This window comes from Streptomyces sp. NPDC046909, assembly GCF_040644695.1.
Taxonomy (GTDB): domain Bacteria; phylum Actinomycetota; class Actinomycetes; order Streptomycetales; family Streptomycetaceae; genus Streptomyces.
In genome coordinates this window covers 768,716-785,798 of the sequence record NZ_JBEYXC010000001.1, presented here as the reverse complement: position 1 = coordinate 785,798, position 17,083 = coordinate 768,716, and the positions used below count along the sequence as shown (strand labels likewise).

Sequence of the window (17,083 nt, the reverse complement as noted above, 5' to 3'; positions counted from 1 at the left end):
GGCGCTAGTCGAGTGTCAGGCCGAATCGATCCATGATCTCTGTGGCCTCAGCAAGACGGTCCGACTGCATGTAGGAGACTGCCAAGTTTCCATAGGCGTTGATGGTTTGGGGGTCGCTAGCGCCTAGCAGCTGCTCGCATTCCTGCGCCACTTGCTCCTCCAGAACAATTGCCTCGTCTACCCTGCCGACATGCCAGTAGGCAGTAGCCAGGTTCCCGCGTGCGGCGAGGGCTAGTTGACCTCGGCCGAACACTTCCTCGGCGCTGGCGACGATTTCCTCGTGAATCTCGATTGCCTCGTCAGCACGGCCCACCTGTCGATAGATCACCGCCAGTACCCCACGGCTCCTCAGATACTCCGACGGGGATTCCTTCCGCGACTCGGAATATGCGGAGATGACCTGCTTCTGCAGCTTGATCGCATCGTTGATTCGGCCCGCTTCCCCATAGAAGGTGACAAGCATTTCTTGCGCCTGGAGCGTGAGAATGTGATGCTGGCCAAAGCACCGTTCGAAGCCGTCCGCGACCCCTTCCTGGCATCGGATCGCTTCCTCCAATCTGCCTACTTGGAGGTAAGCCGTCGCCAGGCCGCTGCGCGCAGTGCAAGTGTCCGGATGCTCAGCTCCGAGGAGTGCCTCAAGGTCGGCCACTGTCGGCTCCAAAACCACAACCGCCTCGTCGCAACGCGAAGCGCGGGAATAGTTCGTTCCAAGATTGCTGCGCGACACCAGCGTGAAGCGATCTTTCTCGCCGAGAAGATCCGCCGATTGCGAAGCAACCACTTCTAGCAAGCCGACGGATTCCTCGACGAGCCCTACGTCCCAGTAAGCGGCAGCAAGGTTGTTGCCAATCGCGAGAAGGTCAGAATCGTTCGACCTCAGACCTCTATTTCTCCGAATTACCCGGTTCAGCAGTGCGATCGCCTCGCGTTGACGCCCGTCGTGCCGATAGTAGATGGCCAGGTCCACGAGCGCTCGCACCGTACGCTGATGCTTGGCCCCCCTGCGCCGCCGGTAATGCCTGACAACCTCTTCCTGTATGGCGATCGCTTCCGTGATGTTCCCTGCGCGCCAGTGGGCGGTGGCCTCCTTGTTGCGAACCGCGAGTGTTGTGAGATCTCTTGTGCCCAGCACCTTCCGATAGTTGGAGGACAGCTGACACCAGTAGGTGAGGGCCGTGGAGTACAGGCCGGCTTGGAGGAGGCTGTCACCGTAGACGAATAGCAGCGGGTGAACGATGGTCGACCACCGAGGGGATCCGACACCGGCGCGCAGTGATTCAACATTGGAACGCAGTGCAGTATGCAAGTCTGGGTCGTAGCCGCCTTCGTCCGGCCAGAGCTCACACAGCGCGTCGGCGGCAGCTCGCACCGTGCCCACCAACTCGTGATCCGGAATGGACTCCCGGGTAGCTCTGGCAGTGAGGGCGTGCATGCTTACACGACTCGAGTCGCCATCGGACTCGTCGGTGAGGAGTCCGTACCGGTGCAACAGCCTCAGAGCCGCATGCACAGCCTCTGCGGTGACCATCGGGACAGGTTCGGGTACGCCCACGTGGTGTTCGCTCAAATACCGGGCGACAGCTGCCGTACTCCACAACGCCCTGGGGTGGCCAGCAGAGTCAAGGAAGGCTGCCAGGCGGAGCGCCGGAACGGCAAGACCAACGGGGTCGGTCAAGTTCGCGGCGTCGAGCGACAGCAGGAGCGCTGCCGCTACAGGGCGGCCGTACCCCTCGGCATCCGCGTGATGCGGCAGTAGCAGATCCAGCCGGGACCCCTGGCCTGTCACACGCCGTAGATACTCGGTGCACGACACAGCCTCATTGATGACGTACGCGGCGGCATGAGAGAGCGCCAATGGAAGTCGCCCCAGCTCCTCAATGAGCGGAACCACTTGGTCGTCGAGGAGGGGGGCCGCGTCAGGTGCACGAAGCCGATCCTGCATGTAGGCCAGGGCTTCGAACCGGTTGAAGGCGGCGACATCGATGACATGCCGGCCTCCGCCGGACAACGTCGCATCTCGGCGGCGGGTCGTGGCAAGTACGCGTCCGGTCTTGGCAGACGGGGGCGGCGGCCACCATGGAGCCATCGCGGACGGGGCGCCGACATCGTCAAGTACGACGAGCCATCCACGAGTTGTCGTAGCGAGCCAGTCCAGGAAGGCTCGGGCATCTGACTCAGCATCACTGCCCTGGAAACCAGGAACTTGGATCCGAAAGGCTGCTTGGGCATACACGGACACGACCTGCTCCGGTTCCCCGGCGTCCGCCCACAAGACGAGGTCGATTCCCTCAGCAAGCGCCTCCTGAGCGTAGGCAGCCGCTATCTGTGATTTACCCACCCCGCCGCCCCCGGAGAGCACCACGGTATTCCGGTTCTGAAGAGAACAGTTGATCTGGTCGCGTAGGCCAGGTCTGGGCTGAAATGCAGAGGCGGTTAGGGGTAGCGCACCAACTCGTACCGGCCAGGTCACGGGCTCAGGGCTCCTTGTGCCCGTGGTGTTCAGCGTCCCGATCGACAAGTACCCAGAGTTGGCTATGCCCCCGGCAGAAGCTGTGGCGTCGCCAGTGAATTGAATCTCCGCCAAGTGTCCAACTGGCCGGCTCTCGCTGCTTGGCGCCTGCGCACGATAGCCACTGGTTGCTCCTCCTCCGCCCTGCGCTCTCGCATCACCAGTCTCAGTAACACGGACTACGCTCCCCCCGGTGCCCTTACCGCGAGCGCTGGTGCGGCCCTCGGAGGAGCGGCTCCTCTTGGGCCACCTCATCAGGGCACCACCTCCCTCCCCGTGGTGGTTCAGCTGTAGTCGACGCCAGTGCCAGCTGAGCTGCCCGACCCTTGTGCTGTCGCGTTACCGGTCCGTTCCGCTGAGGCAGTGCCGTTTCCGACTCCGCCAGGCCGCCGCACCCCAGTGTGTGCACTGCCTCCGCCGGTAGCCTCGGCGGATCCCGTATGGGCAGACGTATCCTGCGGCCCCGTCCGCTCAGCCGCGCGCTGACACAAAGCCCACACCAGGCCACCTACGCCGGTGGCAGCCTGCACCGAGGCTCCGACCAGCTGACCCGCATCAGGTCCGTCGAGCAGCCAGATCAACGGCGTTGACAGAATGATCGCCACTGCGGCGGCCACCGTCGTAACCTTCCACCCCTGCGACACAAGCTCCCCCTCCCACGGCCCACCGCCCCGTCGCGGCGCCAATTCCCCAACTGATATCAGACGGTGGAGGCGGCGGGAGTGTAGCGGCGGATCCCCGGTTACCGAAACCGGGGATCCGCCGAATACTTGTAGCTCCACCGCCACTTCCTGACCGCCCGTCGAAAGGCAGCACTGCGACGATCCATCACGTCATCGCCACACGGCACGCGGTACCTGCTCCTGGCCCATCACGCCGAGGCGTAGCTCAGCCGGAACAGATCCTGGGCGCGCTCCAGGTCCCGCTCGGTACGCAGCTGAACCTCCAGGCCTCCCGTACCATGGCGGCCGAGCCCGGTCACGTCCCGGGTAAACCCGGACACCAGGTCCACTGCCGTCGGATCCGCCTTCAGGTAGACCAGCACCTTGGTCTGCTGGGGCGGGATGAGGCATGCGAAGTTCCGCAGCCGCTGATAGGCCCGGTACTGCTTGCGCTGCACCCGGGTGACTCCGGCACCGAGCCCGACGAGGACCTCGTCGACCTCTGCCGCCAGCTCGGCCATCGCACCGCCCTGTTGCCGAACCGGCTGCACCCCGGGCGCGCTGCGGCGTACCCGCTTGGCCTGTGCCGAATGCCCGGTGACCGAGGCCACGGTCTCAAGGCCGAAGTGCTCGCTGCCGAAGTACCGGTAGCGGACCAGGTCGATCGAGCGCCGATGCTCGCGCACGGCGTGCGCGTCGTAGCGGGTGAAGTCGCCGGCCACGCAGATCAGCCGCGGTGCGCTCCAGAGGATCTGGGACGCTGCCGTCACCCCGAGCCGGTCGCGGACCAGACTCCTGAAGGCATCCTTGTGGCTCATCAGCCAGGCCATGTAAAAGAGGCCCTGGTTGATGACACCGGCGTCCGTGCCGCGCTTGTACTCCACGATGACCGGTGCACCGTTTTCGTCAAGACCCAGCGAATCGATGCGCCCGCCGTCGATGCAGTCGATCACGTACTCGCTCGCCAGAAACGTGACGCCAAGCACCGCATCCATGTGCGCCTCGACCAGGCCCTGTACATCCGCCTCGACCTGCGCCAGACGCGGCACGACCTCAGTTACACCGCTCGTCACGTTGAACAGCCTCAGTCCCACCACTCCCCCTGCACGACCACGATGCCAGAAGAGAACCCCGCGCAACCCGGGGATATTTCCGCCACCGAAATTCGTCGCGAGAAGGACAGAACCAGCAGCCATGCACACACAGCACAGCGCGATCCAGGATGCCCAGTACGGCCCCGCCCACATCCGGGCCACCTGGAGCGGGACCGGGAGCGTGGCGGAAGCATCCAAGGCGTTCGGGTTCTCCCGGGCCAAGGGCTACGCCCTGGTGCGCCAGGGCCAGTTCCCCTGCCGTGTGCTCCGCATCGGCCGCAGCACGCGGGTCGTCACCGCGTCCCTGCTCCGAGTCCTCGAAAGCGGCGAGCCCGAGTACACCGTTTCCAGCACCTGAAGGACGCGGCAGCCCCGTCGATGGAGCACAAGCGGCGCAGGCAGTGCGCTGACTCGGTCCGTGCAGACTGGCCAACATCGCCTGCGTCACCCGAAGTTCGGTCTCCTCCCTCTGTACCCCGGCCATACTGTTTCGTCGTGAGCTGACGATCCAACGGGGGTGGGGTACGCGTATGACGACCGTTGAGGATGACCGGAGCACGGCGCGCCTCGGCATGCTCGAACATCCTGTTGAGCCGCGGGTCCGCGAGATCGCGCCGGCGTTCGCGCACCTGAACGCGCTGGGGCTTCCCGCCCCGAGAGACGGCGCACGGAACGCGATCGCCACGGCACTGGTGCACCGGTCCTACCTCTATGAGAGCCGGGGGACGCTGCCGGGCGTCACACAGACCTCCTTAGACGCTCTCGGCCGGCTGGGCGGCGCGTTCCTGTGGAAGACGGCCGCGGTGGAGCGGTACCGCACGGTCGCGAATCGTACCTCCGGGACGATGAGCAAGGATGTCGCCCGGATTGTCGCCACCTTCCCGGCCTGGACCGCACGCCAGGAGTGGCTTAGAAAGTCCGCGGCCCTGAGCGTGGGGCTCGACAGAAACGCGCTTCCGCCGAAGGTCACCACTGCTCTGTGCCAACAGCTCCTCGGTGTGTTGTGTCTGGAAGGCGAGGAGGAAGTAGCCCGACGACTGCTCGCGGGACACCTGGCCACGCAGCAGCGCGAAATCGCCTCCAGCATCAACGACCCGAAATCCGCCCTGTACGAGGTGGTGGGCCACGCGGCGCTTTCCTGGGAGTACGAACGCGGTGGTCCCGATCACGCCTCGGTGTTCCGGGCCGTCGTCACCGACACGCGTCGGCGGGCCGGCGAGGGAAGCGGCAGCAACAAGAAGGCCGCCACGAAGCAGGCAGCAGTCGACTTCCTGCGACGCCACGCGCCTGAGGTCCTCACAGCGAGAACTACCGCTGTCCCACCGTCTCCGCCCGCTCGGGAGATCCCGGCATCGCGGGCCCATGTAGACACCGTGCGGCGCCTAGAGACGCTCTTCTCTCTTCCTGAGACATCGCGCCCCTTGCTCTCCCAGGCCCTCGTCCACGCCTCCTGGGCGTACGAGAACGGCCACTTAATGGAGCGATGCCGTCAGCAGGACTACCAGGTGCTGGCCTTCCTGGGGGCGCAGGTACTCGGCTACGAGCATCTGCTCGCCATCGCACGACGAATTGTCGTCGCGCCTCCCGCCGAATTCGCTTTCATCACGCTCCCCAACGATGTGTTCAACACCGCCTTCCACGAGGCCGGATTGGCATCGGGGCTGCTCCTCGGGGCGGGCCAGCGTTCCCACGGCATCCCCCTGGAGATCGGGGCTGACGCCTTTCAAGCCGTCATCGGCGCGGTCTCCGAGGCAGGGGGCTTCCAAGGATCACTGGCCGACCGCTGGCCGGATGAGTGGGCCGCGGTATGGCAGTTGGTGGCACCGAGCGCGCCGCGACCGGTCGAACCCACAACGCGACTGGGCCGCACGGCCAGCGTTATGAAGCTCCCGGTGACCTACGAGCACACGGTCACCGGACCGGCCCATCTGCAACGGTTCACGACGGTCGCCGTGCTGCACAGCGAGGCGCTGGGCGTCACGCTCACAGCGCAGGGCGCCGCCGTCGCGGGCAAGGTACCTGCGAAGCACAGCGCCTCACTGACGGTGTTGGGAGTCCTCGAGCGACTCGCTGACGGATCACCCGCACGTTCCTTTGACGGCGCCAAGGAAGGGGACCGATCCCTGGCCCGGTTCCTTCTCGCCCAGCAGGCTTATGTGCTCGACGCCGCGCCGGTTCCCATACAACGGTGGATCGACGCGCGCCTGTTCGGGTTGCATCTCGCCTCGGGTCCTCGGGCGCTGCTCAAATGGGCCGTTGGCGTGGATGAGCTTCTAGGGCTTGGCCTTCCCCTGCAACCCGGCAGCCATCTGCGGGACGCTTTTCGTAAGGCCGTCGAGAAGCCCGCGATCCCCGACCCCCTCAACACCGTTCTGGCGCGAGCGATCGACACCCTAGAGCGGATCGAGACCCCCGAAAACATCACCACGGCACATGTCCGTCACCTGATGCAGTTGTGCGATGTCTACCGGTGCCTCGGCTCCGACGATCCCGACATCCTGCTGCCCGATCTCGCCGACGACTGGCGGATCCTTCACCGAGGCCAGCTGAAGCCCCTGCCAGCATTTCCCTCCGTCCGGATCTCCGGGCGGACACGAGCCGTCCTCGACGCCGCGCTGTCCACCCTCGCCTCCGACGGAGGAGAAGCCTCCGTCGAAGTCTTCGCCGAGCGGCCGCTGCGGCTGGGGTTCCGGTCGACGCAGCCACCCTCCCCGAGCGTCCTGGAGGAGGTGTGCTCACTCTGGTCCACAGCCGGCAAAGCGATCACCGTGGAGGCGGCCGAACAGGGCATCGACGTGATCGTCGCCATGGCGGAGGCCCCGGCCCGACCGGGTCCGATTGCCCAAGCCGTCCTGGCTGCACTCCAACCGAGCCCGGAGCCCTACCGCGCAGCCGTGGCAGACCTCCTGCACGATCTGAAGAACCAACTTGTCGCCGCCCGCCTCGCCAACTCTCAACCAGCCGAGAGCCGCACGGCCCGACTGCAGCAACAACTCGCCGCGAGCCGACACCTCGACGAGGCACACACCCTCGCGCTGCGCCTACGCGCAGCAACGTCGATGCTCACCTCTGCAGACACCGAGAGCGTCGAGCTCGGAGCCTTCCTCCGTCACTACGCCGGAGCGGTCCTCACCCGGCTCCCCGCCAACATCTCCCTGTCGATCCCCACGGCCAAGAGCACCGTCCACGTCGCACTGGGCGCACGCGCCCTGACCGCCATCCTCGACAACCTGGTCGGCAACGCGATCGAAGCGCTGCGCAACGGCGGGGCCATCACCCTGGACTGGACCGCCGATGACTACGAAGCCGCCGTCGAAATCTCCGACGACGGCCCCGGACTTCCCTCAGACATCGCAGCCGCCCTGAACTCGGGCAAGCGCATCCGCAGCACGAAGCGCGGAGGCAACGGCCTCGGCCTCCTGGGAGTCCGCTCCCTCCTGGCCAAGGTCGGCGGACAACTCAGCCTCATCGCCACGCCCTCCGGCACCGCGTGGCTCACCACCCTGCCACTCGCTTCCTCTACGCCACCGGAGTCTGCATGACCCAGCGACTGGCCAACCTGCGCATTCTGGTTGCCGACGACCAGATGGACGTGGCCCGCACGCTGTGCCGGCCTCTCCACAAGGAAGGCGCCCGCCTGCGCTTCGCCGCGGACGGCCACACCGCTCTGCAGGAGATCGACACCCACCCGTTCGACCTCCTGCTGATCGACATGAAGATGCCGCCCGAGGAATGGGGTGGTCTGTGGCTTCTGCGGCAGCTCAAAGAGCGGCAATGCCGCATTCCCAGCCTCGTCCTGTCCGGCGAAGGCTCCAAGCAGCAGGTCATCGAGGCGCTCCGCCTCGACGCAGTCGACTGGGTTGTCAAGGACACCGCCGGAGAAGAACTGCTGGACCGATGCGCGGCGACTCTCACCGATCGCCTGGGCGCATCCCTGGAGGTCGCCACCCACCGCCTACCGACTCCCCTGGCCCATCGCTTTGCCAGGTACGCTCGCGCCACCGATCCCGACAAGAAGGTCCACGACGGCCTGCACGCGCTGGAGGCGCTCCTGCGCTTCGCCGCTGTTCTGGGGCTCAGCAGCACCCCGCCCGCACCGCTACGGGGGGTCACGCCGGACCGGCTGGCAGCCCCGAGCATGGGCACCTGGTTCGACCTCTGCACCGCTCTGTCGAGTCGGCCCGATGCGGGCAGCGATTTCCGGCGAGTACATTCCTGGATCGCCCCGGAACGAGCTGATCACCAGCCCGTCCAGAGCCTCATCTCTGTACGCAACGCCCTCGCACACGGCCGGGACACCCCGACGCTGGAACAGGCCGACCAACTCGACCAGCTGCTGCGCCGGTTCGCGCACCGCGCAGCATCCTCCTGGTGCGCCGATCTCGCGGTGCCCACCTCCATGACCTACGACGGCACCCAATACACCCTGGAGGTCCTCACCCTTCAAGGGGTCGGAAAACCGACCCCCAGCACGGTGTCGACGCCTACACCGGTGATCACCGGACAGCCCATCCTCACGTCCCGCGGCGACACCCTGGTGTCCTTGGCCCCGTGGCTGCTGGCCCACACGGAACCCGCCTCGGGCACCGTACGCTGCCTGCAATTCGACGGTCTCCAACGCACAAAAGACGGTCTGAAGGCAGACACTCCCTTACGGTACGCGCGAACAGATGAGGGCAGGGGCCTTCCGGCCGTCCACCACCCTCAAGCACGCTGGCTGACCCTGTCCCCATGGACGTCACCCCAGCCGACATCTCAGGGCTCGGACCGGGGATAGACGGAAATCAGACCTATCCCGGGGTGCAGCCGATCTGCGCTGCGCGCGTCGGCGGATCTCATCGGGCGCAGCTCCATGTTGTCGGTGCACGTCAGTAGGCTGCAGGAGGAGCCTGTCCGGGAAGGCGATACATGAGTACAGAGCTGGATCTGCTTGACGGCTTTATCCAGGACGCCGTGTGCTTGGACGAGACGTTCAAGGAGACTTCGACGCTGAGGCACCCGACGGATCAAGGTAATGAGCGCGAGCACGCGGTTCGGACTGTGATCGGCCAGTACATCCGGCGTCGGGCCACGGTCTACAAGCGTGCCGGAGTCGAGGACTCCAGCACCGGCGCTTGGTTCCGCCAACAAGATGTCGTCCTGGCGGACCCAACGGTAGAGCCCCACCACATCCTCAAAGACGACGGCCGCGTGTACATCGACCCCTCGGCCGTCCATACCTCCATCGAAGTCAAGAGCGTCGTGGACGGTGACGTCCTGGCCACTGCGATGCAGTCAATCGCCGATATCCAAACAGCACCTCGGCGGCGGCAGGCAGAAGTGCACCACCTTCGATTCCCCACCAGCAGCGGGCAGATCAACTACGTGCCGATCTCAGGAGGAGTATTCGCATACCGCTCCACATCTCGGCGGGTCAGAACGGTAACCCGCTGGATCGAAGGCTGGTGCCGCGGACGCCCTCCGGAGGAATGGCCCAAATTCGTTACCATCGCTGGCTTTGGCCACTTCATGTGGTGCGACCCGCGGTCGGGAAGCTCAGTTCCCTGGCCCACCACCGGCACAGAAGTACTCATGTGTTTCCAAGCGACGCGCTCGCACCACCCGCTGGTCGCAATGTCCACCCACCTCAACCACCTGTCTCGGCTCTGGTGGGTGCCCGGAACAGAGTTCCGGCTGGGGGGAGTTGGCAATATCCCGCACGGCCTCCGGGTGGGCGAAGCGGTCTACCCACCAGGTGTCTCGGCGCCGAGAAGCACTTGCAAGCACGCCTGCTTGGACTGCCAGAGGTTCAGCCCGCGTTGATCGGGCCGTGAGGAGAAAGCGGCTCTGGCCTTTATGACCTCTCCTGACGAACTGGGTGACCGCTCGCCAGGAAAGTACTACCTCGTACTCGAACCCGATGCCGCACCGCTGCGACGCAACCTCCACGAATTCGCCAGCGACGCTCCCGACGGCCGAACCATCCCCGAACTCACGCGATACGCCCTCTCGGAAACCGTCCACCAGCCCGGCCAAGTGATCGACGCCATCCGCCAACTACGCAACGTGTCGTCTATGTCCTGAGGCCACACACGACAAGACCTTCGGCCTCAGCGGCCCGCGAACCACTGGGACGCAGTGGCGGCGTGGGGCTCTCTCCCACCCGTCTCGGTGCGGGTAAGCCGCCCCGGGTTCGGTAGAGGTCTCAGATCGTGGTGATGACCTGGGGTTTCTTGAGTTCGGTGTAGTAGTTGGTCGTATTCGACGGGCGGGATGGGCCCTATCTCACCGTGGTCGGCGGTGGTTGTACCAGTCGATCCACTCGGCGGTGGCCAACTCGACCTGGGAGAGCATCTTCCAGAACCGCTGAGGGGTGGTCAGCTCGGTTTTGAACAGGCCGATCGTGGACTCCATCAGGGCGTTGTCGTACGCGTCACCGACGGACCCGGTGCTCGCCGCGATGCCGGCGGCGTCCAGGTGCTCGGCGAGGCGGAAGCTCGTGTACTGACCCAGCGTCCGAATGATGTATCAACTCGCCTGGCTGGATGGGGCTTTGGTCACGGTCGCGCTGCCAGATCGCCATCTCCAGGGCGTCCCGCACGAACACCGTCCCCTTCACCGTGGCGGCCGACCAGCCCACGATCCGGCGCGAGAAGGTGTCCACGACGAACGCGACATAGACGACGCTGGCGAAGGTCTTCACGTGCGTGAAGTCGGCTACCCAACAGCGGTTCGGGGCGCGGGCGACGAAGTCGCGGCCGACAAGGTCCGGGGCACGCTCGGCCTGGCCGCCGGAGATCGTCGTGATGACGCGTTTGCCGCGCACCGCACCCTGGATGCCGAGCTCGCGCATCAGGCGCTCGACGGTGCAGCGGGCCACCGCATGCCCCTGCCGGTTCAGCTCACTGGGCCTGCTGGCCTGGATGCCGATGCTCGCATTGACCGGCAAGGCCAGGCTCTGGGAGCCCCGCCGACTGCGGCTCCGTCTTCTCACCACGGCCGGACAACTCGTGCCCACCGGCCAGGCGGCGGATCCGCCGCCTGGCCCGGCACTGGCCCTGGACCAGCCACATCACCACATCTCTCGAACGGCTCTCACTCCTGCCGAACCCCGGCTGACCAACGGATCGCCGTCCGTACGACAGCAGCTCAACACCCGGAGCAGTGGAACCCGGCAGCACCCCGAGGCGACACTCGGGCCTCGGGCCTGCACAGCCTCCGCCCACGGCACGAAAACGGTCCACCGACTCCGCTGGCGGACCGTCACGAAACTTCGAGGCTAGTCAGAGGGCCACTGCCAACTCATGTTGGCAGTGGCCCTCTGATACGTGTTGTGCGTCGATCTCGTTCAATCTCGCCTTGAAATTTTCGACTGATTTCTATACGCCACTTGCAGCATCCATCCCGTGGACGTGAACCTCCCCCTTCCAATGCGTGTGGCAACAAAGCCATCACCTAGCGTGAACGGAGTTCGTCCGGGCCTGGAGTTTCCCATGCGTGACACGGCGTTCGCGTGACATCAGGGGCGTACAACTGGCAGTCACGAAAGATCGATAACGATCACTTTCGGTCAGCCAGGATGGTGGTCTACTCCTTTTGCGGGCTTGTAGTTTGACGGAGCGTAATTAGATCTTGAAGTAAACAGCTACTGTGTGTTGCCTGTTAGGCAAAGGCACGCAACGCCTCCAGCCCGACTCTTGTGCGATCCGCCCAGCGGGGCCATGACTGAAGGAAGATCATGGGCTACGAGATAGATTTCCTCCCCGTCGGGGAGGAGTCGAGCGGTGGCGATGCCATCGCTCTTCGTTACGGCAACCTCCACGGTCCACGCGAAGAGCAGACCGTGATCGTGATCGACGGCGGCTACCTCGACGACGGCGAAGCGCTCGTCGAGCACATCCGCAAGTACTACGGAACCGGGATCGTGGATCTTGTGGTTTCAACCCACCCAGACAGGGACCACATCAACGGGCTGCGGGTCGTCCTGGAGCAGATGACCGTCAAGAAGCTCCTCATGCACCTGCCTTGGAGCCATTCCGCGGACATGGCACGAGCAAAGATGATCCTCTCCCTCAACGCGCGGGCGCTGCGTACGGAGTTGAGAGATTCACTTCAGGGCGCAACCGACCTTGAAGAAGTCGCCAAGGCGCAGGGTGTCCCCATCGAGGAACCGTTCCTTGACTGGACGAGTGACGACGGCATCCTGCGCATTCTCGGTCCCACCGAGGACTACTACCGGGAGTTGTTGGCTGAGATCGTCGAGCCCGACTCTGCACAGGAGGCCAAGAAGAGCTGGGAAGCGACCATCCGGCACCTGCTCGCCAGGATGGTGCCGGAGACGCTCTGGACCGAGACGCTAGGCGAGGATGGTGAGACATCCGCTAAGAACAACACCAGCGCCATCTGCCTCCTGGAAGTGGACGACCGGAAGCTGTTGTTCACCGGAGATGCTGGCATTCCCGCTCTCGGACAAGCCCTCGACATTCTCGAAGATGAGAGCTTCCAGCCCGGGAGCCTTGACTTCGTGCAGGTTCCTCACCATGGCAGCCGCCGCAACGTCAGTCCATCACTACTCGACCGCCTCCTCGGTCCGAAGGGAGAGACGACCGTCCTAGGGGAGGCGTTCGTGTCCGCGCCGAAGAAGAACGAGAAAAACAAGCACCCAGCAAAGAAAACCACGAACGCCTTCCATCGGCGGGGTTACCCGGTCTACGCCACACAAGGTCGGACGATTCATCACTCGTATGACGCTCCCAGCCGAGCCGGATACGTCCCAATCACGGCGCTACCACTGCATCCGCAAGTAGAGGAGGGCGGGGACGCGTAGCCGTGCTGTGGCTCGACGACTACGAACGCCGGGCGCGCCTTGCGCCTGGCCTGCTCGCGCTGCTTCCAGTCAGCCTTGCGCTGGCAGCCCTTGGTCTCAGCAAGGCTCCGGTTGTTGTATCGGTTCTCACCGCGCTGTCACTGGCCGGCGGTCCGATCGTCCTGGCTGAACTGGTGCGTCACCAGGGGCGGAAGGTTCAAGAATCACTCTGGGCATCATGGGGCGGCTCCCCGACCGTCCAGAAGCTCCGTCTACGGCAAGAGGGCCAGAACTCACTACAGCGGGAGACTTGGCGGAAGGCCGTGGCATCTGTAACGGGGATCGAGCTTTCCTCGGCCCGTAGCGAGCGGGCGAACCCCGGGAAGGCCGATGAGGCGATCGAGGTTGCCATAGGGCAGATCCGCAGCCTCACCCGAGATGAAGCAAAGTTCCCTCTCGTACGCGCCGAGAACCGAAGCTACGGCTTTCATCGAAATCTCTATGGCATCCGTTGGACCGGACGGAGCGCTGCACTCCTGGTGGTGCTCGGTGTCTTGGCATACATGTTGTGGCTTGCGAACGTTGACCATCAGCCTGCGCTAACGCTTGCGAATTCTCTCGCCCTTCTTGCCACCGTCGTCTGTCTCGCTATCTGGTGGGCCCTTCCCTCGCCCGTGCGGATGAAGAATGCAGCGGAGAGGTATGCCTACGAGCTGCTACAAGCAGCGGTTGTCCTTGCTGCCGAGAAGGCCGAGTCCAGATCAGGTTCGCAAGAGTAGTCTCGCCCAATTTCCGAAAGGCTGGTTTGACTTTCGATGATGAAAATCCATTTCCCGGCTTGGGCGGCGGAGGAGGCGGGGCAGGCACCGCAGACACGACCATGTCGAGGCGGGCGGGCAGGACCACCGGCAGCGCATCCTGCTCGGTCCGTGGCCGGGGCACGAACCGGCTGGCCGGGACGGCCATGTCCAGGGCCTGGTGCGGGCGCATCCGGTTGTAGTCCTCCAGCCAGGCATCCACCGCCGTCTGCGCGGCGAACGGATCGCGGATGTCGAGGAGTTCACGCCGCAGCGTTTGGTGAAAGCGTTCAATCTTCCCCGTGGTGGTCGGGGACTGCGGCTTGGTGAGCCGGTGAGTGATGCCGTTCTCCCGGCAGATCCGGTCGAACATCGTCTCCCCGGGCTTGCCGGACCCGAACCGGGTGGTGAACTGCTTGCCGTTGTCCGTCAGCGCCTCCTCGGGCACTCCGAACCGCAGCAGCGCTTCCCCGAAGGCCAGACACACCGCCCGGGCTGTGGCCCGCTGCACCACCTTCGCGATCACCATGAACCGGGAGTGGTCGTCGATCCCGGTGACCATCTTGCACTCGCTGCTGTCTGCCAGCAGGATCCCGCCGACGATGTCCATCTGCCACAGTTCCATCGCCGCCGACCGCTCCCACCTGCGGTAATCCGACCGGCGCCGCTTCCGCACCCCCGGCTCGATCAGAGAGTTGCGCACCAGGACCCGGTAGACCGTCGCCCGGGACGGCACTGGCGAAACGCCCCGACGCCCAAGTTCGTGAACCAGCCTGCGCGGACCCCATCCGGGATGCCCGCGCCGCAGTTCACACACCACCGCCTCCACCTCCCCGGCGACCCGGTGCGGACACGAGGCCGGCCGGTGCGACCGGTCCGCCAATCCCGGCAGACCCGACTGCTCGTACTTACGCACCCAGGAGTGCACCGACTGCCTGGAGACCCCATACCGGGCCGCGACTTGGGTGACCGGGACCCCCGAGGCCACCTCCATGACCGCGTGATACCGCTGCTCGACCACGCTCAACTCCACCAGCACGGCCCCGGCCCTCCCTGCACGCGCCGATCAGACGCGCACAGCCAAGCCGAGGCAAGCGGTGTCAAGCATCAGGTGAAGCCACACTGTCAACCATCAACCGAGACAGGACACACCCCCCTGATCGCTACGCGGACAGAATTTCCCTACATCATCAAGGCTCGCTTCGCTCGCGTGGCCGGGGGTTTGATCAGCCGGTACGCCGACACCGCTTCCGCCCGGAGCGCTCGTCGCCGGGGACGCGAGCGATCCGACACCGCACCGCCGCCACGATCCGGCCTCTGTAGGGGTAAGTAACAATCGCCTCGAGCGGAGATCAAGGATGTCCGAGGCGCTCCTGGCGATCACGGAGTACCAAGAGCTCCCCTACCGGACTCGCCATCGTGAGGCGCTGCGGCACCCTGGACGCGCTCACCTGCTCCGGACCAGACGCCTACTGCGGCAACGGCCACACGTTCTCCCCGACAGACGGCGCCGAGAGGGTCGGCAGCTTCACTCTTGACCTCACGCGGGTCCCCGGGGTCTCAATACATCCGCCGATAGCCACACAGAAATGAGCCATGCGTTCGAATTCCACGGTCATTGTCAGTGCCGTGTTTTAGCTTGAAGTCAGCACGCCAGAAATGAACTTGGGGGGACAGAACTGGTGAACTTCGACGAGCCATCGACAATCTACGAGAGCATCACTTCACGGATCCGGGCCCTGGCCGTGGGTTCTCCGCTCATGGCCCTGGACAACAGCAAGGCCAAGAAGGAACGTGGGTGGGAACGATACCGCCTGGCCGAACTAGCCTTGATCGCGATCGACTTCGTGACCCTGCGCACGGACATGACCTCGGCCGTACGTCAGGACGCTGTCGTGGAACACGTGGCCGAGTTCGCCGCTCTGCAGCTGCCGGAGCGGACAGGGGAGGAGTACCGGGCGGTCGCCCGCTGGGTGACCGAGCGGTTGATCAACACCGAGGAACGCGACCGCGCCTTCCACCACGACGTCGGGTATGTGACCGACGACGGATTCGAGACACGCACCGCGTCCTTCCAGATCCTCAAGGAAGTCCCCGATCATGTGGGGCAGGCCGCGCTCATCGCCACTGACGCGGCGATCACCGTGCTGGTGCATGCGATCGACGTCGACATCGCCTCGGAACAGATCGCCGCCGAGGCCAAACTGGAGGCCCTGCTCAAGCGCTCGAGGATCAGCGAGGCGTGGCAGGCCGCCCAGAACGCACAGATCCACAGTATCCGGTACGCCAAGGACATCCACGGGCGCATCGAATCGATGAAGCGCAATGTGCGGGCGGTGGACTGGGACACCGAGGTCAAAGACACCGTCGATGAGGCTTTGGAGCACGTACGCAGCCGGTCCGAGGCCGAGACGATGCAAAAAGAGCGGGTCAACCAGCTGCTTGAAGCCACCGCCGATGACCGCAAGCGCAGGCAGCTGCAAGACCTCGCAGAGCTCATCCACGAGTGCTGGAAACGCCATGCGATTTTGATCAAGATGCTGATGGAAGTCGGTCCGGAATTTCGGCGGCAACAAGACCGCCAGGTATTCGTAGCTCCGGCGATCCACACCCGCGTACACCTGCACGAGCAGCTCCTCCAACCCGTACTGGAGCTCTCCCTCGACGCGTGCCTGGGCCCCTTGGAGGCTTTCACGCGCGCGGTCATGGGGCCGGTGCGCCCGCGTGTGATGTACCTGCCCGACTACCTGGAGGGGCTCGCTCAGGTCGCCGAGGAGACCGGTGGGGAGCTGGTGGCGGTCCAGGACGAGTACGACTGGTCTCAGATCGATACTCCGTCCGCTTTCGGCGACGAGCAGCACCATGTGGTGGACACCCTGTTGGCGGCCGTCACGGACCAGGGCGTGCGGCTCTCGGCGCTGCTGGAGACCACACGCCGGCCCGGCCCGGGAACAGGACCGGACGCCGGAACGGACGAGCTGCTCACGCTCCGCGTCCAGCAGTTGTTCCGGCTCATCCCGGTGCGTCAGCTCGCCGACGGCGAAGCTGCCGTGGTGGCCGTCGACGACGGCACGGTCCTGCAGGACGAACGCTTCGGCGGCAGCGACTTCCTCCTGCTCCGCACCGCGGGCACCGTCAAGACGGCGGAGATGAACACGCCCCTGCCCGCGTTTCCCGCTCCGCGCCGACCGCAGGGCCCCGATGCCCATCCGCTTGATCAGGAGAGTGCATGAACC

General features: G+C 65.1%; 11 protein-coding genes and 2 pseudogenes. 8 read left to right on the top strand and 5 right to left on the bottom strand.

The genetic code is table 11. The features are described from left to right. Positions 1 to 4: 4 nt before the first annotated feature. Both ABZ928_RS03205 and ABZ928_RS03200 read right to left on the bottom strand, forming a co-directional pair. Positions 5 to 2,470 (bottom strand): tetratricopeptide repeat protein, encoded by a 2,466-nt coding sequence (locus tag ABZ928_RS03205; RefSeq protein ID WP_361514731.1) that lies wholly within the window; start codon positions 2,468 to 2,470, stop codon positions 5 to 7. Between the two features lie 910 nt (positions 2,471 to 3,380). After that, entirely contained in the window at positions 3,381 to 4,268 is an 888-nt protein-coding gene (locus ABZ928_RS03200; RefSeq protein ID WP_361514922.1) for a DUF5655 domain-containing protein, read from the bottom strand. 97 nt (positions 4,269 to 4,365) lie between these two features. Here ABZ928_RS03200 and ABZ928_RS03195 point away from each other — a divergent pair, with 97 nt between their 5' ends. The 5 genes from ABZ928_RS03195 to ABZ928_RS03175 all read left to right on the top strand — a co-directional run bounded on the left by ABZ928_RS03195 (position 4,366) and on the right by ABZ928_RS03175 (position 10,328). Next, a complete protein-coding gene (locus ABZ928_RS03195) occupies positions 4,366 to 4,623 on the top strand; it encodes a helix-turn-helix domain-containing protein (protein ID WP_361514730.1) in 258 nt (85 codons plus the stop codon). Between the two features lie 172 nt (positions 4,624 to 4,795). Further along, a complete protein-coding gene (locus ABZ928_RS03190; protein WP_361514729.1) occupies positions 4,796 to 7,807 on the top strand; it encodes an ATP-binding protein in 3,012 nt (1,003 codons plus the stop codon). Further along, complete coding sequence (locus ABZ928_RS03185) at positions 7,804 to 9,042, top strand: response regulator (RefSeq protein WP_361514728.1); 1,239 nt, start codon at positions 7,804 to 7,806, stop codon at positions 9,040 to 9,042. The genes ABZ928_RS03190 and ABZ928_RS03185 overlap by 4 nt, the downstream gene beginning before the upstream one ends. Before the next feature lie 131 nt (positions 9,043 to 9,173). Then, complete coding sequence (locus tag ABZ928_RS03180; protein WP_361514727.1) at positions 9,174 to 10,067, top strand: DUF6602 domain-containing protein; 894 nt, start codon at positions 9,174 to 9,176, stop codon at positions 10,065 to 10,067. A gap of 33 nt (positions 10,068 to 10,100) precedes the next feature. Next, the gene (locus ABZ928_RS03175; RefSeq protein WP_361514726.1) at positions 10,101 to 10,328 is read left to right on the top strand and encodes a hypothetical protein; all 228 of its coding nucleotides are present in this window, start codon (positions 10,101 to 10,103) and stop codon (positions 10,326 to 10,328) included. 201 nt (positions 10,329 to 10,529) lie between these two features. Here ABZ928_RS03175 and ABZ928_RS03170 read toward each other — a convergent pair whose 3' ends face one another. Both ABZ928_RS03170 and ABZ928_RS03165 read right to left on the bottom strand, forming a co-directional pair. Next, positions 10,530 to 10,658 (bottom strand): integrase core domain-containing protein, encoded by a 129-nt coding sequence (locus tag ABZ928_RS03170; protein WP_361514725.1) that lies wholly within the window; start codon positions 10,656 to 10,658, stop codon positions 10,530 to 10,532. 19 nt (positions 10,659 to 10,677) lie between these two features. Beyond that, positions 10,678 to 11,124, bottom strand: a complete 447-nt coding sequence (locus ABZ928_RS03165) for a DDE-type integrase/transposase/recombinase (RefSeq protein ID WP_361514724.1) — start codon at positions 11,122 to 11,124, stop codon at positions 10,678 to 10,680. A 22-nt stretch (positions 11,125 to 11,146) separates the two neighbouring features. Between ABZ928_RS03165 and ABZ928_RS03160 the strand changes: the two are divergent. Both ABZ928_RS03160 and ABZ928_RS03155 read left to right on the top strand, forming a co-directional pair. Beyond that, positions 11,147 to 11,363 (top strand): annotated as a pseudogene (locus tag ABZ928_RS03160) (transposase); the annotation flags it as partial. A 619-nt stretch (positions 11,364 to 11,982) separates the two neighbouring features. Beyond that, on the top strand, positions 11,983 to 13,071 hold the full coding sequence (locus ABZ928_RS03155; protein WP_361514723.1) for a hypothetical protein: 1,089 nt from the start codon (positions 11,983 to 11,985) through the stop codon (positions 13,069 to 13,071). Positions 13,072 to 13,932: 861 nt separating this feature from the next. On the opposite strand, the pseudogene ABZ928_RS03150 reads toward ABZ928_RS03155, so the two are convergent. After that, positions 13,933 to 14,874, bottom strand: a pseudogene (locus tag ABZ928_RS03150) (IS481 family transposase); the annotation flags it as partial. 655 nt (positions 14,875 to 15,529) lie between these two features. Between ABZ928_RS03150 and ABZ928_RS03145 the strand changes: the two are divergent. Beyond that, entirely contained in the window at positions 15,530 to 17,080 is a 1,551-nt protein-coding gene (locus ABZ928_RS03145; protein WP_361514722.1) for a hypothetical protein, read from the top strand. Positions 17,081 to 17,083: the final 3 nt, after the last annotated feature.